Source organism: Rhodococcus daqingensis (assembly GCF_042665615.1).
In the GTDB taxonomy this organism is placed as follows: Bacteria; Actinomycetota; Actinomycetes; order Mycobacteriales; family Mycobacteriaceae; genus Rhodococcus_G; species Rhodococcus_G daqingensis.
In genome coordinates, this window is sequence record NZ_JBHTCS010000009.1 from 653612 (window position 1) to 673828 (window position 20217).

At 69.1% G+C, this 20217-nt stretch carries 19 protein-coding genes and 1 pseudogene; 4 read left to right on the forward strand and 16 right to left on the reverse strand.

The features are described 5' to 3' along the window. Positions 1-32: 32 nt before the first annotated feature. Positions 33-857: a poly(ethylene terephthalate) hydrolase family protein gene (locus ACFQS9_RS07630; RefSeq protein WP_378403087.1), complete on the forward strand. Its 825-nt coding sequence runs from the start codon at positions 33-35 to the stop codon at positions 855-857. On the opposite strand, the gene ACFQS9_RS07635 is transcribed toward ACFQS9_RS07630, so the two are convergent. The 5 genes from ACFQS9_RS07635 to ACFQS9_RS07655 form a co-directional block, all read right to left on the reverse strand. Next, on the reverse strand, positions 833-1030 hold the full coding sequence (locus ACFQS9_RS07635; RefSeq protein WP_378403089.1) for a hypothetical protein: 198 nt from the start codon (positions 1028-1030) through the stop codon (positions 833-835). The two genes, ACFQS9_RS07630 and ACFQS9_RS07635, sit on opposite strands and share 25 nt — an antisense overlap. Continuing rightward, entirely contained in the window at positions 1027-2310 is a 1284-nt protein-coding gene (locus ACFQS9_RS07640; RefSeq protein WP_378403091.1) for a hypothetical protein, read from the reverse strand. Before ACFQS9_RS07640 ends, ACFQS9_RS07635 begins: the two co-directional genes overlap by 4 nt. Further along, positions 2307-2552, reverse strand: coding sequence for a hypothetical protein (locus tag ACFQS9_RS07645; protein ID WP_378403093.1), 246 nt, complete (start codon positions 2550-2552; stop codon positions 2307-2309). Before ACFQS9_RS07645 ends, ACFQS9_RS07640 begins: the two co-directional genes overlap by 4 nt. Before the next feature lie 84 nt (positions 2553-2636). Beyond that, on the reverse strand, positions 2637-4472 hold the full coding sequence (locus tag ACFQS9_RS07650; RefSeq protein ID WP_378403095.1) for an acyl-CoA dehydrogenase: 1836 nt from the start codon (positions 4470-4472) through the stop codon (positions 2637-2639). 115 nt (positions 4473-4587) lie between these two features. Beyond that, positions 4588-5508: a tyrosine-protein phosphatase gene (locus ACFQS9_RS07655; RefSeq protein ID WP_378403096.1), complete on the reverse strand. Its 921-nt coding sequence runs from the start codon at positions 5506-5508 to the stop codon at positions 4588-4590. A gap of 286 nt (positions 5509-5794) precedes the next feature. Between ACFQS9_RS07655 and ACFQS9_RS07660 the strand changes: the two genes are divergently transcribed. Beyond that, on the forward strand, positions 5795-6658 hold the full coding sequence (locus ACFQS9_RS07660) for an SDR family NAD(P)-dependent oxidoreductase (protein ID WP_378403098.1): 864 nt from the start codon (positions 5795-5797) through the stop codon (positions 6656-6658). Between the two features lie 99 nt (positions 6659-6757). Next, positions 6758-7375, forward strand: a complete 618-nt coding sequence (locus ACFQS9_RS07665) for a PadR family transcriptional regulator (RefSeq protein ID WP_378403225.1) — start codon at positions 6758-6760, stop codon at positions 7373-7375. A gap of 23 nt (positions 7376-7398) precedes the next feature. Here ACFQS9_RS07665 and ACFQS9_RS07670 read toward each other — a convergent pair whose 3' ends face one another. The 11 genes from ACFQS9_RS07670 to eccCa form a co-directional block, all read right to left on the reverse strand. Beyond that, positions 7399-8148, reverse strand: a complete 750-nt coding sequence (locus tag ACFQS9_RS07670) for an IclR family transcriptional regulator (protein ID WP_378403100.1) — start codon at positions 8146-8148, stop codon at positions 7399-7401. 180 nt (positions 8149-8328) lie between these two features. After that, a complete protein-coding gene (locus tag ACFQS9_RS07675) occupies positions 8329-8532 on the reverse strand; it encodes a PspC domain-containing protein (protein WP_378403102.1) in 204 nt (67 codons plus the stop codon). A 188-nt stretch (positions 8533-8720) separates the two neighbouring features. Next, positions 8721-10061: a phosphoglucosamine mutase gene (glmM, locus tag ACFQS9_RS07680; RefSeq protein ID WP_378403104.1), complete on the reverse strand. Its 1341-nt coding sequence runs from the start codon at positions 10059-10061 to the stop codon at positions 8721-8723. Between the two features lie 116 nt (positions 10062-10177). Further along, on the reverse strand, positions 10178-10702 hold the full coding sequence (rpsI, locus tag ACFQS9_RS07685) for a 30S ribosomal protein S9 (RefSeq protein ID WP_027501816.1): 525 nt from the start codon (positions 10700-10702) through the stop codon (positions 10178-10180). Continuing rightward, a complete protein-coding gene (gene rplM, locus ACFQS9_RS07690) occupies positions 10699-11142 on the reverse strand; it encodes a 50S ribosomal protein L13 (RefSeq protein ID WP_378403106.1) in 444 nt (147 codons plus the stop codon). Before rplM ends, rpsI begins: the two co-directional genes overlap by 4 nt. A gap of 160 nt (positions 11143-11302) precedes the next feature. Then, positions 11303-12529, reverse strand: a complete 1227-nt coding sequence (gene rocD, locus ACFQS9_RS07695) for an ornithine--oxo-acid transaminase (RefSeq protein WP_378403109.1) — start codon at positions 12527-12529, stop codon at positions 11303-11305. Then, positions 12526-13395 carry a dimethylargininase gene (ddaH, locus tag ACFQS9_RS07700; protein ID WP_378403111.1) on the reverse strand — a complete coding sequence of 290 codons (870 nt, stop codon included), beginning with the start codon at positions 13393-13395 and terminating at the stop codon, positions 12526-12528. The genes rocD and ddaH overlap by 4 nt, the downstream gene beginning before the upstream one ends. Before the next feature lie 144 nt (positions 13396-13539). Continuing rightward, on the reverse strand, positions 13540-13830 hold the full coding sequence (locus tag ACFQS9_RS07705) for a WXG100 family type VII secretion target (protein ID WP_027501820.1): 291 nt from the start codon (positions 13828-13830) through the stop codon (positions 13540-13542). A gap of 77 nt (positions 13831-13907) precedes the next feature. Continuing rightward, on the reverse strand, positions 13908-14222 hold the full coding sequence (locus tag ACFQS9_RS07710) for a WXG100 family type VII secretion target (RefSeq protein WP_378403114.1): 315 nt from the start codon (positions 14220-14222) through the stop codon (positions 13908-13910). A gap of 143 nt (positions 14223-14365) precedes the next feature. Next, on the reverse strand, positions 14366-15619 hold the full coding sequence (locus tag ACFQS9_RS07715) for a type VII secretion-associated protein (RefSeq protein WP_378403116.1): 1254 nt from the start codon (positions 15617-15619) through the stop codon (positions 14366-14368). A 107-nt stretch (positions 15620-15726) separates the two neighbouring features. After that, positions 15727-19755 (reverse strand): type VII secretion protein EccCa, encoded by a 4029-nt coding sequence (eccCa, locus tag ACFQS9_RS07720; RefSeq protein WP_378403118.1) that lies wholly within the window; start codon positions 19753-19755, stop codon positions 15727-15729. Between the two features lie 205 nt (positions 19756-19960). Here eccCa and ACFQS9_RS07725 point away from each other — a divergent pair. Then, positions 19961-20212 (forward strand): annotated as a pseudogene (locus ACFQS9_RS07725) (EsaB/YukD family protein); the annotation flags it as partial. Positions 20213-20217: the final 5 nt, after the last annotated feature.

A 20217-nucleotide genomic window follows, 5' to 3' on the forward strand; every position in this document is an offset into this window, starting at 1 on the left:
CCTGTGGTTCTCGATCGGATACGGTCATCCTCGTGGCGCCGACTCCGAAGACCCTGGCCTCTCAGCTATCTAAGCGCGGTCCGCACCAGGTGCTGCGCGGCGACCTCTCCTTGGCGGGCCAACCCGGCGTGGTGTACACCCCGGCGGAGGGCTTCTCGCTGCCCGTGGTGGCCTTCGCACACGGGTGGATGACCGGCGTCGACCGGTACGCGCAGACCCTCACCCACCTCGCCTCCTGGGGCCTGGTCGTGGCGGCTCCCGACACGCAACGCACCCCCGTCCCCTCGCATCTGGGCCTGGCCGCCGATCTTCGGACCGCGGTGGACATCTGCGCGGGCGTGCGCCTGGGCCCCGGGAAGATCAGCGTCGACCCGACCCGGGTCGCGTACGCCGGCCACGGCATGGGAGCGGGCGCCGCGGTGATCGCCGCCGCCCAGCACGGCCCGGCCGCGGCCGTCGCCGCACTGTTCCCGGCGCCGACCGCGCCGTCCGCGGAGAGGTCCGCCGCCGCCGTCGCGGGCCCCGGGCTGATCGTCGCGGGCGGCGAGGACATCGATTCGCTGAACTGCAACGCCCGCTCCATCGCCGAGGCCTGGGGCGGTCAGGCGATCCTGCGCACCGTCGACGGCGCGTCCGGCAGCGGACTCACCGAGGGCCGCAGGCTGTTCGGCGCCCTCGGGCTCGGCGGCTCCGAGCGCGGAACGCAGAAGACCACGCGCGCGCTGCTGACCGGATACCTGCTCTACCACCTGCTCGGCGAGACCCGGTACGAGGAGTACGCACTGCCCGGCGCGCACATTCCCGGCACCCTGGCCGTCGAGCTGGCGTCCGATCAGACGAGCCAGCTCACCGGGTAGCCGTCAGCGCGCTCCTGCTCTTCCCGCGGCGGTTCGGGCACCGTTGCCGCGGAACGCAAACGCCGCGACCGCGCGTCTGCCGCGAGGTTCGCGTCCGAGAAGCCGGCCCGAATCCGTTCGAGCGCGGCGGCATGCTCGGCGAGCACCGAATCCGGCGAGATCCGGTTCCTCACAGCGGGCCTGCCTCGGCCAATTCGGCCCCGGACTCCGGCCCCGGACCAGCCGGCGGCTGGTCGATGGTCGAGGTGGGCGCACTGGTCCTGCCTTCGCGCGCCGGCTGCGGGGGCGCGGCGGGCAGCGCTCCGGACACGGGAGATTCGGGTACGGGAGATCCCGGTGCCGAGTCCCCCGGCGCGAGGACGTGATCGGACGGCGATGGCTTCGGGGGCGGTGCGGACTCCTGCGGCGGCGGCCCCGAGTCGATGCCACCGCCGTCCTTCCGTTCGACGGCAAGACCGAATTCGCGCGCCTGCGAATCACAGTCACACAGATACGGCTCGCCATCGGCCCCGATCTCGACTCGGTAGGTCCTCGGCTCCTCGCCCTGCCGCAGTAGCTGCAGGGCCTGCCCGTCGTCGGCCTCGATGACCACCATCGACGTCGACGGTTCTGCGGCCGCCACCCGCGCGACGGGTGACTCCGCCAGAGCCGTCGGAGTGGATCCGCCGACCTGCTCGGCCACCTGGTCCACCGGACCGGTTCCGTCCAGGTCGGCACCGGCGAATCCCATTGCGTCCAAGACCAACTGGTTGGCACCGTCGACCGCCCGCGCCGTCGCATCGCACAGCTCGAGAACTCCCGCGACCTGCGATTGCACATGTGGCACGAACACCTCACTCAGCCACGTCGAGGCGAGGTCGACGGCGACTCCCAGCAATCGGTCACCGACCGGCGCCCCCGCTGTCACCGCCGTCGGGACCATCGGGGACAACTCGGCGAAAAAGCCCGACACCTGCTGCAGCAGACCCCACGCGTGGTCGCCGGACGTGAGCTGCGCGACCGCGATCATCACGTCCACATCCGCCGGGGTGCGCCCGCCCACCTGCGTCGCGTCGAGCTCGCTCATCGCCGTGGCGTTCGCGGCGACCACCGTCCGGATGACCTCCGCGGCCTCCAGCAGGGCCGCGTGCACGGCCATCATGGTCTCGGTGCTCGCGTGTGCGCGCTCGAGGTCGGCGAGCAGCGCCAGCCGCGCCGAGTCGGCCGCATCGCCCTCCCACCCGGCCGCGAGGCCGAGAATCAGCTGCCGCTGCGCGTCGCACTGCGCCCGCATCGTCGCGACCGCGGCCCCGACGACATCCGCGTCCTCGCGCAGCGCCGCGAGCGCGCTCTCGGCCGGTCCGAAGTACCGGTCACCGAGCTGGTCGTAGCCGATCGCGGACCCGGTCACGGACCTCAGTCGCGGCAAGAACTCGGCGAAGTACCCGAGCTCGTCGGTCCCGGCCGCGCTCATCGGTCCACCCCGCCGACCGCCCGGGCATTCTCCAGTTCCTGCCGCTCGTACTCGGCGACGGTTCGGTCCAGCCGGTGCGCGTTCGACCTCGTCGCTTCCGCCCACGCCTGCACGGGACGCGCCAGCCGTTCGTCCCGGCGCCGCAGTGCGACGGCCGCCGCTTCCAGCGCCGCCGCCGATACACCGAGCCCCTCCGCGACGGCCTGTACCGCCAGCACGTCCAGTACGAAACGCTCCCCCACCGCGGCTCCCCCGTCGAATACACCCGTCACGAGTACAGACGCAGCAGGCGACTCTTCGGTTCCCTGCCGAGGCGGAGTCGGCCGTTAGAAGGCCTCTTCCTCGAGCTCCATGATCTCGTTGTCGATGGTCTCGAGGATCACCTTCGTCGAGGCCAGGGTCGGCAGGACGTTCTTGGCGAAGAACGACGCGACCGCGACCTTGCCCCGATAGAACGGCTGCTCCTTGGCCGGCGCATCACCGTCCAGCGCGGCCAACGCCACCTCCGCCTGCACCAGCAGGCGCCAGGCGATGAGCAGGTCACCCACGGCGTACAGGAAACGCACCGAACCGAGACCGACCTTGTAGAGCTCGGCCGGCTGCTGTTGGGAAGCCATCAGATAGCCGGTCAGGATCCCCGCCATCTCCTGCACGTCCGTCAACGCGGTCTCGAGCAGCGCCCGCTCGGACTTGAGTCGGCCATTGCCGGCGGCGCTGTCGATGAACTCGCGTACCTGACCGGACACATGCGCGAGCGCAACCCCACGGTCGCGGGCGATCTTCCGAAAGAAGAAGTCCTGCGCCTGGATTGCCGTGGTCCCCTCGTAGAGAGTGTCGATCTTGGCATCGCGGATGTACTGCTCGATCGGGTAGTCCTGCAGGTAGCCGGAACCGCCGAGGGTCTGCAGGCTCTCGGTGAGCAGCTCGTACGCCCGCTCGGAGCCGACGCCCTTGACGATCGGGAGCAGCAGGTCGTTGACCCGCGCCGCCAGCTCGGCGTCGGCGCCGGAGACCAGCTCCGCGACATCGGCGTTCTGGTGTGCCGCGGTGTAGAGGTACACGGCGCGCAGGCCCTCGGCGTAGGCCTTCTGCATCGCCAGGCTGCGTCGTACGTCGGGATGGTGGGTGATGGTGACTCGGGGTGCGGTCTTGTCCGTCATCTCGGTGAGATCTGCACCCTGCACACGTTCCTTCGCGTACGCCAAGGCATTCAGGTACCCGGTGGACAGCGTCCCGGCGGCCTTGGTGCCCACCATCATTCGTGCGTTCTCGATGACCTGGAACATCTGGGCGATGCCGTCGTGGACGTCGCCGACGAGCCAGCCGACCGCCGGGACGCCGGTGGCCCCGAAGGTGAGCTCGCAGGTCGGGGACGACTTGATGCCCATCTTGTGCTCGACGCCGGTGACGTACACGCCGTTGCGCTCGCCGAGATCCAGTGTCTCCGGATCGAAATGGAATTTCGGGACGTAGAACAGGCTCAGCCCCTTGGTGCCGGGACCAGCGCCCTCGGGTCGGGCCAGCACCAGATGGAAGAGGTTCTCGGCGGTGTCACCGACGTCGCCGCCGGAGATGAACCGCTTCACTCCCTCGATGTGCCACGTGCCGTCGTCCTGCTGGATCGCCCTCGTTCGGCCTGCGCCGACATCGGATCCGGCATCGGGCTCGGTCAGCACCATGGTTCCGGCCCAGCCGCGCTCGAATCCCGCCTTCGCCCAATGCTTCTGCTGCTCGGTCCCCACGGTGTAGAGCACACTCGCCATCAGCGGGCCCATGTTGAAGAAGCTCGCCGATCCGTTCGCCGCGACCAGCATCTCGCCGATCGCCCAGACCAACGGCGCGGGGGCGGGCACGCCACCCATGCCCTCGGGGAGCCCGAGTCGCGACCAGCCGGCCTCGTTCACCGCCTCGACGGTCTTGCGGAGTGGATCGGGGACCACGATCGCGTGATTCGGCGCGTCGAACTCGACGGGATGCCGATCCGCGTCGGCGAAGGACGCGGCGACCGGGCCCTCGGCCAGCCTCGCGACCTCCGCGAGGATATTGCGCACGGTATCCGCGTCGAGTTCGCCGTAGGCGCCACCGTCGAGCAGTTCTCCGATTCCGAGTACCTCGAACAGGTTGAACTCAATATCGCGCACGTTGCTCTTGTAGTGCCCCATGTCATCTCTCCCGCGGTGTGTGGTCGATGCGGAGAGAAGCCTGCCCGAGACGCAGATCCGTACGCAACCGTAGGTAGGCAGGCCGCGACTGCCGGCGCCTCGGCTGACATCGTCTCTAGCCGACCAGCTTGTGCTCGAGGGCGGCCACGGTGTCCGCGCTGAGCCCGAGCCCGGCGGTCAGATAGTTCTCGACCGTGCCGTAGGAGGCGGTCAACTGGTCGATGCCAGCCTGCAGGTAACTCTGCTCGACCCCGATCAGCGGGGCGATCTTCGAGGCCATCTCCGCCCCCTGTGCCTGCTCGATGTGCGCGAGCGTGGCCGCGATCGAGTCCTTGGCGTATTCGTTTGTGAGCAGGTAGTCGTCCATGATCGTCCCCGGCGCCACCCCTGCGATGCTCAGCAGCAGGTATGACGCCCAGCCGGTGCGGTCCTTACCGGCGGTGCAGTGAAACACCTGCGGCCCATCGGTGTTCGCCAGTTCGGTGAGCAGCTTCCCGAACCCGGCCCGCTCCACCTCACCAGTGACGAACGTACGGTTACCCGTCCGCATCAACTCGCGAGCGTCCTCGGGCGTGTGGATGCTTGCCAAGATCTCGGCCTCGTTGACATTGCCGGACAGGATCGGGATGTTCATGTACGCAACCCCGTCGGGAAGGCGGTCCTGCTTCTTCGCGATCTCCCCCTGGCTGCGCAGGTCGTATGCGACGGTCAGGCCGAGGCCGGCGAGGGTCGCGCGGTCCGCATCGTTCGGTGCGATCGCGTTGGAGCGATAGAACACCCCCTTGGTGACCTGCCGACCGTGCGCCGCGGAGTAGCCGGTTCCGGTGCCCGCGACATCGCGAAAGTTGTCCACGCTCTCGAGCCGAGGGGCATCCGCGACCGGAGCCACGCTCCCCAGCCCTGCCGAACCGGATTCGAGGAGTCCGCCGAGCGCTGGGGGAAGCGCGGGTTGGGCCGCCGCGAGACCGGCCGAACCCATGAACAGCACCGAACTCGTGACGAGCAGGGCCGCGAACCTGGTACCACGTCGAGACATGAAGGACCTTCTTTCGTCGGGTTGACAGGAACTGCCAACCGGAACGTAGGACCGCGGCACACTGCAGCGAATCGGGATTTCCCGCCGAGCGGACAAACTCACGAACCTCGACTGCCGCCGCGGAGACTCACCCGAACCGGTTGTCGCAGTGCATTTCTGATCACCGACAGCGCCAGCCGGGTTCTCCCGCGGAGCGGACATCGCCGCCATGAACCCTCCGAGGACAGGGTTAGCCTCGGGGCCTCAGGGCCGCGACAACGCGCCCATCCCTCGGAGGTGCACACAGATGGAGCTCGCCCTCAGCGGAAAGACAGCCTTGCTCATCGGCGGCGCCGGAGGCATCGGCGGTGCCGGGGCACGCGCCCTGCTCTCGGCGGGTGCGTCCGTGACGATCATGAGCCGTGACGAGACGAGAATTGCCACGTTCGCGGCGGAACTGACCGCGCAGGCGCCCGCAGGCGCCCGGGTGGATCACATCGTCGGCGACTCGCTGAGCGAGGAGGACGTCGCCGCCGCCGTGGCGAGGGCGAGCGGCGATGGGGGCCTCGACATCTGCATGAGCACGGTTGGCCGGGGCAGCACCACGCCCCTGTTGATGAACAACGCGCGGGACTTCACCGCCGAACTGCAGGTCAACACCACCAGCGCCTTTGTCGCGATCAAGGCGTGCGTGCCTGCCATGGCGAAGGCGGGCGGCGGATCGATGGTGTTCACCTCGTCGGTCATCGCAGCACAGACCTTTCCGTACATGAGCGGCTACTGCGCCGGAAAGGCCGGCCTCGAGGCGCTGGTGCGCACGGCCGCAGACGAATTCGGGCACCTCGGCATCCGGATCAATTGCATTCGCCCGGGCCTGGTGAACTCACCTGACAACCCGAAGGTCACAGCCAGCTTCACGGGCGCCCGGCCGACGGCCTTCCTCGAGCAGACCCCGCTCGGGCGCCTCGGGGTGCCGACGGACATCGCCGGGGCCATCCGCTTCCTCGCGGGTCCCGAATCGTCGTGGGTCACGGGCACGGCGATCACGGTCGACGGCGGCGCCCACATGCGCCGGGCCCCCGACATCACTCGCCGGCTCCGCGACGAGCTCGGCGACGCAACCGTCGAGGCGCTGCTCGCCGGGCGGGTACCGAACGGCCGGCACGGCTGATCCCCGGCCGCCGAATGCTATTCTCCAGCAGTGGTCGAGCCCACGCCGGATCGCGCGTCGTACCCCGAACTCCCGGCAACCGCATGGGCGGTCCTGGGGATGTTCACGTTCGGCGAGAAGCTCACGGGCAACGATCTGAAGCGCTGGGCCGATCTGAGCGTCAAGTACTTCTACTGGGGACCGTCCCTGAGCCAGGTCTACTCGGAGCTCAAGAAGCTCGAGGAACAGGATCTGGTCACATCCACGGTCGTCAGCGAACCGGGCGTCCGACACCGTCGCATGTACGAGATCACCCGCGCCGGTGTCGACGCGATCCGGGCATGGTCACACGACGCGCCCGTGGAACTGCCGGTACTCAAGCACGGCGTCGTGCTCCGGCTCTGGATGGGGCACCTGAACGACCCGGAGCACCTGAAATCCCTTGTCACCGAGCACATCAAGAACCTCGAGGAGATCCGGGACCGGGCAGGCGCGCAGGCCGTCAGGTCCGATCGCGACCCGGCATGGGCGTTCACCGCGCTGAGCCTGCGGTGGTCGCAGCGCTACTTCCAGGCCGAGATCGATCTGGCCCGCGGCCTGCTCGAGGACATCGATGCCGCGGCACTGGACTTCGGCCGCGTCGAGGATTTCGACGAGTGGGGCCTGCCCAAGCCGATCGCCCCTGGAAGCTGGCGGGTCGGCGAGGCGACCGGCGACGCCCCGGCCGCGGAGAACTGACTCCCGCCGGGACCGAGCTGGGCCTACGCCGACGCAGAGTGACTGCGTACGAGCGGCGATCGCACCAGTCCGCTCTGCGAATCCTTGTACTCCCGCCAGATCTGGGCAGCGGCCGTCCGCACGGGAAAGCGGAGTCGGTCCTCCGACACGACCCGGTTGATGGGCGCACAAATGGATACGGCGGCCACCGCCTCACGGCCGCCTGGCGGCCCGATGGGCGAGGCAATGCAGCCGAACCCCCGCAGCGACTCCTCACGTTCGTAGGCGGTGCCGGTCTCACGGACCGTCACGAGCTCAGGAGACTTGAATATCGCGCAATCGTAGGAAGCCAACATCGCCTTGCCAACTGCCGACGAGTACGCGGGTAACCGGCCTCCCACCCGCGACGTGACCGCGGAGGCGAGCTCCCCGCCGATCTTCTCGAGGTAGATCACGTCGGTTCCGTCGAGCACCCCGAGGTGCACGATGCACCCGGTGGTGCGGTGCAGCCACTGCAGGCTGGGCAGGGCCGCCTGTCGCAGCGGATCCTGGTGCACGGCGGCCGAACCGAGCTCCATCATCCGCAGGCCCAGTCCGTACTCGTTGCCCTGTCGGATCACCCACCGCAGCGACACGAGGCGCTCCAGAATCCGGTGCACCGAGGAACGGGGCAGCCCCGTTCGCAGCACGATCTGCGTCAGATTCAGACGCCTTCCACCGTCGAAGACATCGAGGACCAGCGAGGCGCGCTGCAAGGTACTGGTGACGGACTCCGCCGGGACTTGCCGGGCCATCCGGGACTCCTTCCCTCCCCCAACCGTGTGACATGGCTATTTCTAATCGGAAGTGTGTCATATCGAGCCGGTCGTGTGCAACGGGTCACAGCCCCCGGCTGCAGCCGCCATGTCGTACACATGTCGACCACGCCCGGCGGCAGCGCCTCAGGTGCTCAGGAGAATGGGTCGGATGCGCTCTTAGAACTCGCTCTTCGGGACGAAGATCCACATCGCCAGGTAGATGAGGAACTGCGGGCCAGGCAGCAGGCAGGAGGCGACGAACAGCGCTCGCACCAGCCACGGCTTCCAACCGAGGTACTGGGCGAGGCCTGCGCAGACACCGCCGAAGATGTTCCCGGTGCGGGCGCGGCTCAGGCGACGGCCGGTGGTCTGGGTGGTCATGTCTCTCCCCTTCGTCGAACGGTGCAGCGGCTCGCTGCGTTGTCCTCCACTATTCGGGAGACGGCGCCCCGCCGCATCGCCCTGAGGGCTGATCTCCGCCTCGGGGTATCCCCCTGCAGGATGGGACGAAAACCCTTGGCAGTTAGGGGTTTCCCCCTAACTGCCGGGCGGCCGATGAGCGGAATCCGCTACACGGACGCGACGCGGTCGGCGAGCCCGTCGGCGAGCTTCTGGGCGATCTCGATCTCGGTCGCCTCGACCATCACGCGCACCAGCTGTTCTGTGCCGGACGGGCGGAGCAGCACGCGGCCGTCCGCGCCGAGCATCGCCTCGGCCTCGGCCACCGCCTCGAGCACGGCGGGCGCGGTGGCGACCGCGGCCTTGTCGGTGACCTGAACGTTCACCAGGACCTGCGGCAGCGTGCGCATCACCGCGGCCAGCTCACGCAGCGAGCGGCCGGTCTCAGCCATCCGGCCCATCAGCCGCAGCGCGGTCAGGACACCGTCGCCGGTGGTTCCGAAGCCGGGCAGCACGACGTGCCCGGACTGTTCACCGCCGAGGCTGAACGAGCCGTTGCGCAGCTCCTCGAGGACGTACCGGTCGCCGACCGCCGTCGTGCGGACCGCGATGCCGGCCTCCCGCATCGCGATGTGCAGGCCGAGGTTGCTCATCACGGTCGCGACCAGGGTGTTCTGGGCGAGCTCGCCCGACTCGCGCATCGCGAGGGCGAGCACGGTCATGATCGCGTCTCCGTCGACCACGGCGCCGGTAGCATCGACGGCCAGACACCTGTCCGCGTCACCGTCGTGCGCGATGCCCAGGTCCGCGCCGTGCGCGAGGACCGCGGCCTGCAGGTTCTCGAGGTGGGTGGAACCGCAGCCGTCGTTGATGTTCAGACCGTCGGGATCGGCATCGATCGTGATGACGCGCGCGCCTGCGGCCCGGTACGCCTCGGGGCCGACCGTGGAGGCGGCGCCGTTCGCGCAGTCCACCACCACGGTCAATCCGTCGAGGCGGTGAGTGGTGGCGCGGGCGAGGTTCGCGAGGTACCGCTCCGCGGCGTCGGTCGCGGTGCGGACTCGCCCGATCCCGGCGCCCGTGGGTCGCGGAATCAGGTCGTGGTCGGCGATGGCGGCCTCGATGCGGTCCTCGGACTCGTCGTCGAGCTTGTGCCCGCCCGCCGCAAAGATCTTGATGCCGTTGTCCGGCATGGGGTTGTGCGAGGCGGAGATCATCACGCCGAGCGCGGCGTCGTAGGCATCGGTGAGGAAGGCGACGGCGGGCGTGGGCAGCACGCCGACGCTGATCACGTCGACGCCTGCCGCGGTGAGCCCGGCGGTGACCGCCGCCTCGAGCATCTCGCCGCTGGCGCGGGGGTCACGTCCGACGACGGCGGTGGGACGGGGCGCGCCCCGCTCGGTGAGCGCCAGCACCGAGGCCGCCGCCCCGGCGATCCGCAGCGCCAACTCGGCGCTGAGCTCGGCATTCGCCAAGCCGCGCACACCATCCGTACCGAACATCCGACCCATGAAATCAGACCCCTCTGCCTTGCTACGACAAGAGCAGGCGTCCGGTACTGCTGGACGCCTGCTCTTGTTGGTGAACAGGTGCCGATGCCGACCCTAGGGCCGACATCGGCGACACATCAGCGCTTCGAGTACTGAGATGCCTTACGGGCCTTCTTCAGGCCGTACTTCTTGCGCTCGACGGCGCGGGCGTCACGGGTGAGGAAGCCGGCGCTCTTGAGAGCCGGACGATCCTCGGGGGTGACCTCGATCAGGGCGCGGGCGATGGCCAGACGCAGGGCGCCTGCCTGCCCGGACGGTCCGCCGCCGTGCAGGAGGGCGACGATGTCGAAGGACTCGGTGCGCTCCACGGTGACGAGCGGGGCCTTGATGAGCTGCTGGTGCACCTTGTTGGGGAAGTAATCCTCCATGGTGCGGCCGTTGAGCTTGAACTCGCCGGTGCCGGGGGTCAGGCGGACGCGGACGACCGCCTCCTTACGACGGCCGACGGTCTGGATCGGACGATCGATGTAGATCGGGGCTGCGGGGGCGACGGCCGCCTCTGCCTCGAACTCCTCGACGATCTCGGGCTGATCGGCGGAATCGAACTCCTCCACCACGGTCTCCTCGACAACGACCTCAGCGGTCTCGTTCTGCTCGGTCACTGGGCCACCTGCTTGATCTCGAACGGAACCGGCTGCTGCGCGGCGTGGGGGTGATTCGGGCCTGCGTAGACCTTCAGCTTGCCGGCAATCGCGCTGCCGAGCTTGTTCTTGGGGAGCATGCCGACGATGGCCTTCTCCACGAGACGGTCGGGGGTCCGCTCGAGGACCTCGCCGACGGTGCGGGACCGCAGGCCACCCGGGTATCCGGAGTGGTTGTAGAGCAGCTTGCCGTCACGCTTGTTGCCGCTGATCGCGACCTTGTCAGCGTTGATGATGACGACGAAGTCGCCGCCGTCAGCGTGCGGTGCAAAGGTGGGCTTGTGCTTGCCGCGCAGCAGGTTCGCTGCCTGAACGGCAAGTCGGCCGAGCACCACGTCAGTGGCGTCGATGACGTGCCACGTGCGGGTCACATCTCCGGCCTTCGGGGTGTACGTAGACACAGAACTTCCTCGTCATATCGTGTAGCTGCTGGCCACAGCACGCGGTCCGGATGATCTCGGCGGCCAGGGGAGACCCGAGAACCCGCACTACAGCGGGCACGTGAGTGCCGCGCAGTACCGCACGCCGACGTAGAACGATACCGTCCAGGTCAGGGCCTGGTCAAAGTGGGTCGAGCGCGTCCGCCAGCTGCTCGACCGCCCAGGTGACCTCGTCGCGCTCGATGACGAGCGGTGGCGCCATCCGAATGGTGCCCTCGTGGGCGTCCTTCGCCAGCACCCGGCGAGCGAGCAATCGCTCGCAGACCACCCGCGCGCTCGGTTGACCGCTCGCCAGTTGCACGCCGGCCCACAATCCGCGGCCGCGGACCTCCGACACCTGGTCCGGCGCGAGCTGCCCGAGCAGATCGTGCAGGTACGCGCCGAGCTCGCGGCTGCGCCGCTGGTACTCCCCCGTCTCCAGCAGCCGGACCACTTCACTGCCGACCGCGCAGGCCAGCGGGTTCCCGCCGAACGTGCTGCCGTGTTGACCCGGACGGATCACACCCATCACCGGCCAGTCCGCCACCACCGCCGAGACCGGGATCAATCCACCGCCGAGCGCCTTTCCGAGGATGTAGACGTCGGGCACGACATTCTCGTGGTCACAGGCGAAGGTGTCACCGGTCCGACCGAGCCCGCTCTGGATCTCGTCGGCGAGCATCAGAATCGAGTGCTCGTCACACAGCGCCCGGACGGCGGCGAGGTAGCCTGCGGGCGGCACCAGCACCCCGGCCTCCCCCTGGATCGGTTCGATCAGGACGGCGACGGTGTTCTCCGTGACCGCGGCCGCGAGCGCATCGATGTCGCCATAGGCGACGGTGGGGAACCCCGGCGGGTACGGACCGAATCCGTCGTGCGCATCGGGGTCGGTGGAGAACCCGACGATGGTGATGGTCCGGCCGTGGAAGTTCCCGTCGAAGGTGATGATCTCCGCGCGGTCCTCGGCGACACCCTTGACGTCATACCCCCAGCGCCGGGCCAGCTTCAGCGCGGTCTCGACTGCCTCTGCCCCGGTGTTCATGGGCAGCACCGCCTCCTTGCGGCACAGGCGGCTGACGTCCTCGCAGAACCCGGCGAACGTCTCGTGCTGGAACGCGCGGCTGGTGAGTGCGAGCGTCCCGAGCTGGGCACGGGCGACCTCCACGAGTCGCGGGTGCGCGTGGCCGAAGTTGAGCGCCGAGTATCCGGCCAGCATGTCGAGGTACTCGACGCCGTCGATGCCGCGCGCCCACACCCCGCGCGCGGATGCGAGCACCACCGGCAGCGGATCGTAGTTGTGCGCACTGTGCGTCTGCGCCCGGTCGAGTTCCGCGCGTGTGCCCGGCGTCACGGGCACCCGCGTGCTCATCGACTCGCCTTCAGCTCGCGAAACCCGCGGAGTTCGAGGGTGCAGCATTTGATCCCGCCGCCGGATTTGAGGAACTCGGAGAAGTCCACCGGCACCGGGACATAGCCGCGGTCGGCCAGCTGATCCGCCAGCCGGTGCGCCTGACCGGGCAGCACCACGTTTAGTCCGTCGCTGACCAGGTTGAGGCCGAGCCATTCGGTGTCCGCTTCGGCGGCGATGATCGCATCGGGGAACAGTTCCCGGAGGACGGTGAGACTCTCGGGAGCGAAGGCCTGCGGCAGATAGGCGATGGTGCGATCGTCGAGCACACCGAGGGCCGTGTTGAGGTGGTAGTACCGGGGATCGATCAGCCGCAGGGTGACCACACGCCGCACCAGGTGCCGTGCCACCTCGGCGTGGGCCCGCTCGTCGGTACGGAAACCCGTTCCCGCGCAGACGATGTCACCGACCACCAGCAGGTCGCCCTCGCCCTCGTTGACGTATCGCGGCCGGGTCGGCCTGCGCAGTCCGTTGGCGCGGAACCATCGCAGCACATGGTCGGCCTCCGCCGCGCGCTGCGCGGTTCGGTAGCGCGCCCCCAGAGCGACACCGTCGATGACGAGGCCGCTGTCGGTGACGAAGACCATGTCAGGGAGCCCCGGCACGGGATCGATCGTCAGCACCTCGTGTCCGAGGCGCCGGTAGGTGCCGACCAGGTGCTCCCACTGGGACATCGCCAGCACGGTGTCGACGGGCTCCTCGGGCCGCATCCATTCGTTGATGCTGTAGACCACGTCGAAGAAGGTCGGCGGGCACATCAGATAGCTTCGCGGCCGCGCGACGCGGGCATCCGTCGGGCCGGAATCGGCCCCTGCGGTCTGAGTCATCCCCTGCCCCTTTCGGCGAAGGTGCTCCGAGTATCCGCGCCCGGCGATCCCGAATCAACGATCCGGCCCCGAACACGAGAATTCCCCGGCGGCTCTCCTCCACCGGGGAATCCTCAAGACATGAACGCGACCAGCGCGCCGACCTCAGGCCCAGCTGGCGGCCGCGCTGTTGTTCGTCGCATTCATGTCGTCATTGCCCGCGCCCACGGCCCGACCGATGGCCTCGAGGACCTGGTTCAGCTCGTTGGCGGCGGAATCCCACTTGGCCTGCTGCGCCTGATACGCCTCCGACGCGGAGCCCTCCCACTCGGAGACGAGCGGAGCGAGGTAGCTCTTCAGGTCGCCCAGCTTGCCGTTGATGTTGCCGCTGGTGGCGGCGATGTCCGCTCGGGCGCCGTCGATGGCGCCGAAGTCGTAACGCATGGTCCCGCTCATGGGTCCTCCTACAGTGTGGATCGAAAGCAGTCTGGTTCGAAAGGTGATTTCCGCCCGGGCCCGGCCCGAGCGCGACGTCAGATGTTGAGGCCGCCGCCGGAGCTGTTGATGGCGCTCGTGTGGTCGTCCTGCACCGCCGCGTACGCGACACCGTTGGCCTTGATGTTCTCGCTGATCGCGAGCAGCGACTCGTTGAGGCGCTTGGCACTGGAGTCCCAGCGGACCATCAGGTTGTCGAAGGCAACCTTGGCTGCGCCCTCCCAGGCGCCGTTGACGGCGGCGAGCCGACCCTGGAGCGAGGACAGCTGTCCCTGGATGTCCGCGTTGACGTCACCCACGTGCCGCGCCGCGGTCTCCATGGTTTCGGTGGTGGTCCTCATCTGACCGCTCATGCCCAGCTCCTTCGAAATCGTCCGCGTCCTGGATTTCCAGCCCCCTCTGGACTGAGCCGGACCGCGCCTACAGATAGTTGGACGCGCGCGCCCGGCTGTTCGGTTCCATCGAATCCGGACCAATTTCCTGGCGCCGTCGATAGCTAGCCGTCGGCCACCGACGTCGAGTGAACCGCCTGTTCGCAGGCGCTCGCGAGGTCGAGCCATCGATCCGGCGAGATCTGGCAGCCGACGCTGACCTGCAGCCCGTCCTCGACGAAGACCGACCACCGCACCTCGGAATCGGGGTCGGGCTTCTCCCGGTACACCAGGCCCGGCCGGGTGCCGACCTCGGCGCGCTCGAGAGCGCCGAAGACCGCCGGACGCAGGGCCGCGCGCGAGCGCAGCGTCTGCGCCACCGCATCGAGATCGGCGCCCGGCGCCAGTTCCTGCGCCACGACCAGAATCCGCGCCGCCATGCCGTTCTCCGGCACCAACTCCACGCGGGTGACCTCGCTCCGCTCGCCGCGGTCGCGCCAGCCCCGCGGAACGGTGACACTCGCCCGCCCCGCGCGCGCCGATGCAGGCTCCTGCACCTCCGCCCGCGCCGGGGGATCCGTTCCCCGCCCGACCACCACCACCGCCGCGGTCGCCGCGACCACGAGCAGACCCGCCGCGCCGAGTGGCACCCACCGGCCGAACCGATCCCACCACGACTGCCGCACCCCCGGTGCGAGCGCGAGGACCGCCTCGGGAACCCGAGGCGGCAACTCGAGTCCCCGGGCCAGCGCGCCCGCCGCGACGGCGGAGCCGGGGATCGTCCTCACCACCACCGGCAGATCCCAGGCTGCCTCCACGGCGTCGACGATCGACAGACCCGTCGTGCCGGGCAGTTCGCCGGTCACCAGCACTCGCGGCGGCCGCTCGGGGCACAGCTCGCGCAGCACCGCGACGACCTCGCTGACCGTGTCCGGGCTGTCACGCAGGTCCGACGAGCCGTGGTCCGGCCTGTGCACGCAATCCTCACCGTCGGCACCGGGTACCGATGCCGTCGCATCGAGGAACCCGACCTCGAGAACCGCACTCCCGGCCGGCACCTGCTCCTGGGGCGAGCGCGCCAGCGCCGCCGCGACGCTGATCAGCACCACCTCTTTCCCCAACCCGCGCCCGGCCTTGACCAGGGTCCGCCGTCGGCCGAGCCCCCAGTTCGCCGGGTGGGTGAGCACCATCAGGTCCGGGGTGGTGCGCATCCCGGTGCCGGTCGCCGCGTGCCGCAACACCCCGGCCAGCACCTCGTCGATCGGGAACACCCGGTCGCCGAGGGCGAGGTAGTCGTCGTCGACGAACCTGATCGGGTAGGGCTCGAAGAACTCCGGGTCCGCGATCCCCGACACAAAGGCCCGTTCCCCGAACTGCAATCCGAACTCGTCGGCGTATACCGCTGCCGGACAATCGAATTGAACACCTTCACGACACGCCCACACCGTCGATTCGGTGAGATGAATCGCCAGCACACCGTCGTGGCTCACAGCGGCGGGAGCCACGCGACCTGGACCAGGGACGCGCCTGCCCTGGTGACCAGGGTTCCCCGGCCCGGCGGCATCTCGCTGGGCCGGACCGTGCCGATCAGGTTCCCCTCGTCGCGGCTTCCGCTCATCACCAGCCCGGCGGGGACCAGATCACGCAACCGCGCGATGATCGGTTCGTACAGGGCGCGGGCCGCGCCACCGGATCGACGGGCGATGACCAGGTGCAGGCCGATGTCATTGGCGTGCGGCAGGTACTCGAGCAGCGGGGTCAAGGGGTTCCCGCTCGCGGTGGCGACGAGGTCGTAATCGTCGACCAAAACATAGATCTCGGGACCCGTCCACCAGTTCCGATCGCGCATCGCCTGAATGGTGATGTCGGGCGCCGGCATCCGGCGCTCCATGATCGAGGCGAGCTCGTTCATGAACTTGGTGGCCGTCGACGAGTTCGGCGCATACCCGGCGAGGTGATCGCCCTCGACGACCCCCAGCATGGTCCGCCGGTAGTCGATCTGGATGATCTTGGCCTGCGACGGGGTGTTCGATTCCATGATGCCCGCGCAGATGCCCCGCAGCAGGGTGGTCTTGCCGGACGCGCTGTCGGCGAACGTGAGCATGTGCGGTTGTTCCGTGAAGTCCACGAACACCGGGGCGAGTTCCGCCTCGTCGATGCCGATCGGGATCCGGAGGCACCCGCCATCGCCCGCGGGCGGCCATGCCGGTGACGACATCGCGAGCAGTTCGCCTCGTGGGAATCGCTCTGGGAGCATCCGCACCGGCGGCGCGGCGCGGCCGACCGTGACCGCGGCGATCCGTCCGACCGCGTCGGCCACGCCCGCGGTGAGGTCGGCGCTGCGTGGGTGGCCATCCACTCGGGGCAACCCGGTCAGCAGGTGCAGGCCCTCGCGCGTCATGCCGCGGCCCGGTCGGCCCTCCGGCACGCGAGAGGCCTTGGGCCTGCCCACATCCGAGTCCGACGGGTCGCCGAGCCGGAGCTCGATTCGGGTGCCCAACTGATCCTTGAGGGCGGGACGGATCTCGCCCCACCGCGACGCGGTGAGCACCACGTGCACGCCGAACGAGAGACCCTGACCCGCAAGGGCGCCGATCTGCGCCTCCAGCGGCTCGAAGTCCTGCCGGATGCTGGGCCAACCGTCGATCACCAGGAACACGTCGCCGAACGGGTCCTCGGACACGCCGAGCGCTCCCGGCTCGAGGGTGGCTCCGCTCGCGTGGCCGTCGGCGGCCGGGGCGAGCGAACGCAGCCGTCGGAACTCGGCCATCGAGTCGATGCCCAGCTCCCGGAAGCGGCGCTCGCGCTGACGCACGATGGTGTTCATCTCGGCCACCGTGCGGCGTACCCGGTCCACGTCGAGACGGTTCGCGACCGATCCGACGTGTGGGAGACCCGCCAGGGCCGCGAGGGTTCCGCCACCGAAGTCGAGGCAATAGAACTGCACCTGTTCGGGCGAATGGGTCAGTGCCATCGACATGATCAGGGTGCGCAGCACGGTCGACTTGCCCGACTGCGGTCCGCCGACGATCGCCATGTTGCCCTGGGACCCGGAGAGATCGACCACCAGCTGATCTCGTCGCTGATCGTAGGGCCGGTCGACGATGCCGATCGGCGCCCGCAGCGAACTGACCGCGGAAACCGGCTCGGTCAGAACGGATCTCGGCACCATGGAATCGAGGGTCGGCGGGTCCTCCAGTGGGGGCAGCCACACGTTGTGCGCGGCGGGTCCGCGGTCACGGATCCGGTCCACCACCGTCTCCAGGACCGTCAGCCCGCTCGGTTCCGGCTCCGTGTCGTCGGCGCTCGGCGGGAGCGCGGCCGGGACATCGACGACCAGCTCGGAGACCGGCGCCGCGGTGAACGGACGAGGGCGCAGGTCGATCGGCGACGCGGCGGACTCGATCGCGCCCCGCGCTCGGCCGCCGAGGTACGGGCCGGATACATAGGCCGCCGCGAACCTGACGATCTCGGCGGAGTCGCACTTGAGATAGCCCGAGCCCGGCGTCGCGGGCAGGTGGTACGCGTCGGGCACCCCGAGTACGGTGCGGGATTCGTTGGCGGAGAACGTCTTGAGCCCGATGCGATAGGAGAGGTGGCTGTCCAGTCCGCGGAGCTTGCCCTCCTCCAGCCGCTGACTCGCCAGCAGCAGATGCATGTGCAGGGACCGACCCAGCCGCCCGATCGCGACGAAGAGATCGGCGAACTCCGGCTGCTGACTGAGCAGCTCGGAGAACTCGTCGACCACGATGAACAGCGCCGGGAGCGGGGCGAGATCGGCGCCCGCGGCCCGCGCCTTCTCGTAGTCGGAGACGTTCGCGAAGTTGCCGGCCGAGCGCAGCAGCTCCTGCCTTCGGTTCATCTCTCCCGCGAGCGCGTCCTTCATGCGGTCGACCATCGCCAGCTCCTCGGCCAGGTTGGTGATGACCGCGGCGACATGGGGTGCGCTCTCCAGGCCGAGAAACGTGGCACCGCCCTTGAAGTCGACGAGCACGAGGTTCAACGATTCCGGTGAATGGGTGGCCAACAGGCCGAGGACCAGGGTTCGGAGGAATTCCGACTTGCCCGATCCGGTGGCGCCGATGCACAGGCCGTGCGGGCCCATGCCGTTCTCGGCGGCTTCCTTGAGGTCGATCTCGACCGGCGAACCGTCCATGCCGACCCCGATGGGCACCCGCAGACGCTCCCGCGCGGACCTCGGGGCCCAGGCCAAAGTCGGATCGAGCGTGGCGACGTCCGGGATTCCCAGCAGGTGGTGCCAGCTCGCGACCGGTTGCCCGTCCTCGACCGCGTCGGCCGTCTGCTGCGTCGCCGTCCGGAACGGGGCCAGACGTCTGGCCGCGGTCTGCGCCTGATGCGTGCTCAGCTGGTCCGCGATCGCGAAGGTCTCCACACCGGAGCCGCTTCGCGCGCCGATGGACTCACCGTCCATCACGAGCTGGATCCCTCGGCCGGACGCCAGCGTCGGGCAGTAGCCGCTGAGGTCCACGACGGTCACCGAATCCAGACCGCCGTCGATGATGCTCTCGCCGTCCAGGATCCCGCCGTCGACGACCACGATCATCTGCGCCACACCCGGAGTGGCCGGGGCGTTGCGGGAGTACCGACTGCGCATCGCCAGCTGCGGCCCCAGCGAGGCCTCGAGCTCCATCAACGAACCGAAGAACATCCGGCTCGTTCCTGCTCCGTCCTGCGCCTCGGGATGCTGCGCATGCGGCAGCCATTTCGCCCATTCCCACTCGGGTGCGGTGTCGGGGCCGCAGACGATCGCGACATGCAGTTGGTCCGGCCCGTGAAAGGTGCACAGCTGCACCAGCATCGACCGCACCATCGCGCGCGCGGCTTGCCGGTCACCATCGATGCCGATGGCGGCGAAGCCGCGCACCGAGACCGCGGTCGGCAATTCGTGGACGACCGAATGAGTGCGGACGAATCGCCGCAGCGACACCGCGGCGACCGGCTCGAGGTCCTCCACCGGCCCCGTCTCGGGCGCGATCAGCCGAGTGGCCAGCCGTTGGCTTCCCCTGCCGACACGCACGTGGCAGTAGTCCGGGTCGGCGACCCGGCGCTCCCACATCCGCGCGGTACCCGCCAGCGTCCACAGGAACCGCGGGTCCGGGTGGCACCACTCGAGGGCCGCGCGCTGTTTGTCACCGGTCTCGTATACGTCCCGGCGCAACTGGTCGAGGTAGCGCAGATAGTCCTTGCGGTCCTCGTTCGCCTCGGCCGATCTGGCCCCGCCGCCCTTTCCACCGCCGCCCGCGAGCATGCCCAGCATCGAGACGACCATCATCACCGGGAACAACAGCGACATCGGGTTGGCCGCCATACCGGAGGTGAACATCAGGGCGACCATGCCGAGCATCGCCACCACCATCACCACCGGTAACAGCTTGGTGAGCAGATTGCCCGGGATGATCTTGGGGATCTCGGGCGGGGCCTGCAGGCTCAGTTCACCACCCGGCGTGCGCGGCACCTCTCGGCGTGCCCTACGTACGAATCGCACGGTACTCACGCGCGTTCACCCCCCAGATTCCGCTCGGACGTCTCGAGACGGACCCACTCCCCTGAGCCGATGCCTCGAGCCATCAGAGGCTAGCCCATCCCACGCGGCCCCACAGCGCCGGGCCGGAGACCGGCGATGTCGTAGAGTTCACCCGTTGGACGAGGATCGGTGCAGGTGGGGACCTGCACACCGAGTTTCTGGGGGGAACCGAACAATGACCACGCCACGCACAGACGCGTCGCGGGCCGACGCACATCAGGGTGGCCGCACCGATCTGTGTCGCCTGACGATTCTGGCGGATCACACCCAGGTCGATCTCGCGGTTCCGTTCGCGGTACCGGTCGCGCTGATCATTCCCGGCATCGTGGACATGATCGAGAGTCACAGCATCGCAAACGACTTCGCGCCCCCCACGGATTCGTACGAACCCACAGAATGGGTGTTGGCGCGGATCGGACAGTCCCCGCTGTC

Excerpts from the sequence above, each read along its gene's own strand:
- ACFQS9_RS07640 (WP_378403091.1), bottom strand. The coding sequence starts at position 2,310 with ATGAGCGCGGCCGGGACCGACGAGCTCGGGTACTTCGCCGAGTTCTTG.
- ACFQS9_RS07650 (WP_378403095.1), bottom strand. The coding sequence starts at position 4,472 with ATGGGGCACTACAAGAGCAACGTGCGCGATATTGAGTTCAACCTGTTC.
- ACFQS9_RS07655 (WP_378403096.1), bottom strand. The coding sequence starts at position 5,508 with ATGTCTCGACGTGGTACCAGGTTCGCGGCCCTGCTCGTCACGAGTTCG.
- ACFQS9_RS07660 (WP_378403098.1), top strand. The coding sequence starts at position 5,795 with ATGGAGCTCGCCCTCAGCGGAAAGACAGCCTTGCTCATCGGCGGCGCC.
- ACFQS9_RS07665 (WP_378403225.1), top strand. The coding sequence starts at position 6,758 with ATGTTCACGTTCGGCGAGAAGCTCACGGGCAACGATCTGAAGCGCTGG.
- ACFQS9_RS07670 (WP_378403100.1), bottom strand. The coding sequence starts at position 8,148 with ATGGCCCGGCAAGTCCCGGCGGAGTCCGTCACCAGTACCTTGCAGCGC.
- ACFQS9_RS07675 (WP_378403102.1), bottom strand. The coding sequence starts at position 8,532 with ATGACCACCCAGACCACCGGCCGTCGCCTGAGCCGCGCCCGCACCGGG.
- glmM (WP_378403104.1), bottom strand. The coding sequence starts at position 10,061 with ATGGGTCGGATGTTCGGTACGGATGGTGTGCGCGGCTTGGCGAATGCC.
- rocD (WP_378403109.1), bottom strand. The coding sequence starts at position 12,529 with ATGAGCACGCGGGTGCCCGTGACGCCGGGCACACGCGCGGAACTCGAC.
- ddaH (WP_378403111.1), bottom strand. The coding sequence starts at position 13,395 with ATGACTCAGACCGCAGGGGCCGATTCCGGCCCGACGGATGCCCGCGTC.
- ACFQS9_RS07705 (WP_027501820.1), bottom strand. The coding sequence starts at position 13,830 with ATGAGCGGGACCATGCGTTACGACTTCGGCGCCATCGACGGCGCCCGA.
- ACFQS9_RS07710 (WP_378403114.1), bottom strand. The coding sequence starts at position 14,222 with ATGAGCGGTCAGATGAGGACCACCACCGAAACCATGGAGACCGCGGCG.